2 protein-coding genes are annotated in these 3,635 nt (G+C 57.6%); one reads left to right on the forward strand and one right to left on the reverse strand.

The features are described from left to right. Positions 1 to 35: 35 nt before the first annotated feature. Positions 36 to 2,531 (reverse strand): arylsulfatase, encoded by a 2,496-nt coding sequence (locus ACXRVY_RS20160; protein WP_457266197.1) that lies wholly within the window; start codon positions 2,529 to 2,531, stop codon positions 36 to 38. 181 nt (positions 2,532 to 2,712) lie between these two features. Here ACXRVY_RS20160 and ACXRVY_RS20165 point away from each other — a divergent pair. Further along, positions 2,713 to 3,635, forward strand: a 923-nt coding sequence (locus tag ACXRVY_RS20165) for a formylglycine-generating enzyme family protein (RefSeq protein WP_458238075.1), incomplete at its 3' end; no start/stop codon positions are given.

Genomic DNA, 3,635 nt, shown 5'->3' on the forward strand with positions numbered 1-3,635 from the left:
GGCGACCCATGCGTTTTGCGAGCGAGAGGCAGGAACTACTGCGCCGCGTTCTTGACCTGCTGCATTTCTTGATCGTAAAGCAGCTGTCCCTCAGCAGTCAGCTTTGGAGCATCCAGCTTGATGGTCAGCTTGTCGAGCTTGCCGGTGAAACGGAACGGCGGTAGATAGTCGTTGTCGTCCACCCCCATCCGGGTATCCACCCCGACGTCGAAGGTTTCGTCGACCGTCACGAGGAACGGGATGGTGTGCGGGATCGATTTGCGGTCGACTTCCTTACCGTCCACCGACAGGACACCGGTGCCACCCTTGCCGAAACCGTGCCCGTCGTATTTGAAGTCAAACACAACGGTGTGCTTGCCGGGCGTGAGCGCATCCTGGCCTTCCCAGCGGAAGTGTTCAACGGCCAGAAGGTTGTAGGCAAAGACAGGCTTGCCCTTCACCAAGTAGAAGCCATAGCCACCGAAGCGCCCACCGAGTGTGTTGAGCATCCCCTCGGCGCCGCCCGGTGGGATTTCCACCTCGGCCGTGATGGAGTAGGACTTGTTGAGGGTGTTGGGGGCGCTGCTTTCGGGCAGCCCGGACAATTCACTCGAGTACGTAAAGACAGTCCGGCCGGCGGTCGCGTTTGGTCGCGGCGTGGTGGCGCGCTGGAGTAAGTCGTTATCCAGCGGGAACACGTTATATTTCGCCGCCTCGATCAGGAAAAGCTCCTTCATGTCGCGCAGCTTGTCGGGCATCTTCGCGGCGAGGTCATTGTTCTGCGAAAAATCCTCCGCGATGTTGTAAAGCTCCCAGTTGTATCCGTTGACAACGTCGGGCATCTTGCCCAAGCCGAGAAGCCAGGGCGCCAGAGGCGGGGTCGTGGAGGCGATCCAGCCGTCGTGGTAGATGGCGCGGTTGGCAAGCATTTCAAAGTACTGAGTGGTGCGCGTGGACGGGACGTTCGCGTTCACCTTGTCCCAGGTGTAGGCCATGCTCACACCTTCGATGGGCTTCTGAGCGATACCATCCACCATCACCGGTGCCAGGATGTGCGTGGCTTCCAGGATCGTTGGAACGATGTCGATCACGTGATGGAACTGTGTGCGGATGCCACCGGCGTCCTTGATACGGTCAGGCCATGACATGACCATACCTTGCCGGGTTCCACCGAAGTGCGACGCCACCTGTTTGGTCCATTTGAATGGTGTATCGAAGGCCCAGGACCAGGCCACCGACATATGCGGCATAGTCTTGTCCGAGCCCCAGATGTCGTAGAATTTCAATTGCTCCGCGACCGGAACATTAATGCCTTGAATTGCGGCCATATCGAACGGGGTACCGATGGTGGAACCTTCGGCGCTGGTGCCATTGTCGCCGTTGATGTAAATGATCAGTGTGTTGTCGAGCTTGCCCATGTCCTCCACGGCCTGGATAACACGGCCGATCTCATGATCGGTATAAGCCACGTAAGCGGCAAACACTTCTGCCTGGCGGGCAAACATTTTCTTTTCATCGGCGTTGAGCGTGTCCCACTTCGGCAGGTCATCCGGCCAAGGGGTGAGTTTGGTATTCACCGGAATCACGCCGAGCCGCTGCTGGTTCGCGAAGATCTGATCGCGCAGGGCATTCCAGCCCATGTCGAACTTGCCCTTGTACTTCTCGATCCATTCCGGTGTCGGTTGATGCGGTGCATGCGTGCCACCGGGCACGTAATAGACGAAAAACGGCTTGTCAGGCGCGGCCGCATTCAAGCCATTCATGTACTTGATGGCTTCGTCCGCCATATCGGTGATGAGGTTGTACTCAGGCTTCCCGACCCACGGTTCGATCTGGGTATGATCGCGGAAGAGAAAAGGCTTCCACTGGTCGGATTCGCCGCCCACGAATCCGTAGAAATAATCGAAGCCCATCCCGCTCGGCCATTGGTCATAGGGGCCAGCCAGGCTGTATTGGTAGTTGGGGGTGTTGTGATTCTTGCCAAACCACGACGTAGAATAGCCGTTTTCCTTCAGGATCCTGCCGATCGTGGCACTGTTCTTGTCAATGATCGAGTCGTAGCCCGGGAATCCGGTGGACTGCTCGGTGATCACACCAAAGCCCACGGAGTGATGGTTGCGCCCGGTGATAAGCGCTGCCCGCGTCGGCGAGCAGAGTGCGGTGGAGTGGAACTGCGTGAAGCGCAGCCCGGCCTTCGCGATCCGGTCCATGGCCGGCGTGGGGATGACGCCGCCAAAGGTGCCGGACACGCCATAACCCTGGTCATCGGTCATGATCAGCAGCACGTTGGGCGCGCCCTTGGGCGGCACCACGGTTGGTGGCCAATAGGGCTTGGACTCCTTGACGTCCATATTGATGACGCCGCCGAACGGTGCTGGTGGCGCGGGCAGATAATTCCCGTCAAGGGTCGTGGTCGCACTGGGTGAACCGGGCGTGCCGTTGACTTCCTGTGTCGCTGCATTGGCGCAAGAGAGCGCAAGTAAGGCAACTGCCAGTCCTGAACTGATGCGCTGGCGTAACGATAAAGGTTTATTCCAGTGTGCAGTGGCCATGGCCAGCTCCTGTAAACCCCCGAAACCCCAAGTTCGGAGTGTAGAACCGTTTTCTTCTCTCGCCAGTCCATCTCAACGTTAACCCGAGTGGTCGTTGACTTTGGAGGAGTGGTGTCTATACCTGATTTTGATACCAGGCAGGTTCAGCAATGGCCGCAGACTGAAATCAAGAGGAACGCAAATGCTTATCAGGAAACGGCGTTTAGGTATCGCCATTGTCTGCGCCGGGATCGTGTCGGTTTGCCTGGCGTTTGTGGTGTATCAGCACATTCGTGGCCCTATGCCTTTGACGCTGGGTGATGGAAAAAATGGCCCCCTGGAAATGGTCTGGCTTCCTGCCGGAGAATTTTTGATGGGGAGCGATCATAAGCAGGCTCGTCCAAACGAGGGGCCGGCGCACAAGGTTCGACTCGACGGGTATTGGATCGACCGCTACGACGTCTCCAATGCCGATTTCTCCCGTTTCATTTCTGAAACGCATTACGTCACCACCGCCGAACGCAAACCCAAATGGGAAGATCTGAAAGTCCAACTGCCACCAGGGACGCCTGAGCCGGATGACAGCGACTTGGTGCCTGGCGCATTGGTTTTTGTCGGCACAGACAGACCAATCCCGCTCAATGATTTCAGCCAGTGGTGGGCATTTGTCCCGGGGGCTGACTGGCGTCACCCGCTGGGGCCTGACAGTACCATCGAAGGCAAGGAAAACCATCCAGTTGTTCAGGTTTCACGTGAAGATGTTAAGGCCTACGCCGCATGGGCGCACAAGCGCCTACTCACCGAGGCCGAATGGGAGTACGCCGCAAGAGGCGGACTGGAACAAGCGAATTATGCGTGGGGGAATGACTTCTCGCCTGGTGGAGAAAAGATGGCGAATACCTGGGATGAGATTCAGCCGTTTCCCGTGACCGGAGCCAGTAACAAATTCAAAATTGGTACCAAGCCGGTAGGCAGTTACCGACCTAACGCCTATGGACTCTACGATATGTCCGGGAATGTTTGGCAGTGGGTCGCCGACTGGTATCGTGCCGACGCATTTAGAGTTGGGCTGAAACGTCAACCGGCGGGTGAAGCAGCGGTAAACCCGGTGGGGCCATCCGACAG

This window comes from Pseudomonas sp. P5_A2_2 (assembly GCF_054177685.1).

What these genes read in the sequence shown, in the direction of transcription:
- ACXRVY_RS20160 (WP_457266197.1), bottom strand. Translation starts at nt 2,531, where the DNA reads ATGGCCACTGCACACTGGAATAAACCTTTATCGTTACGCCAGCGCATC.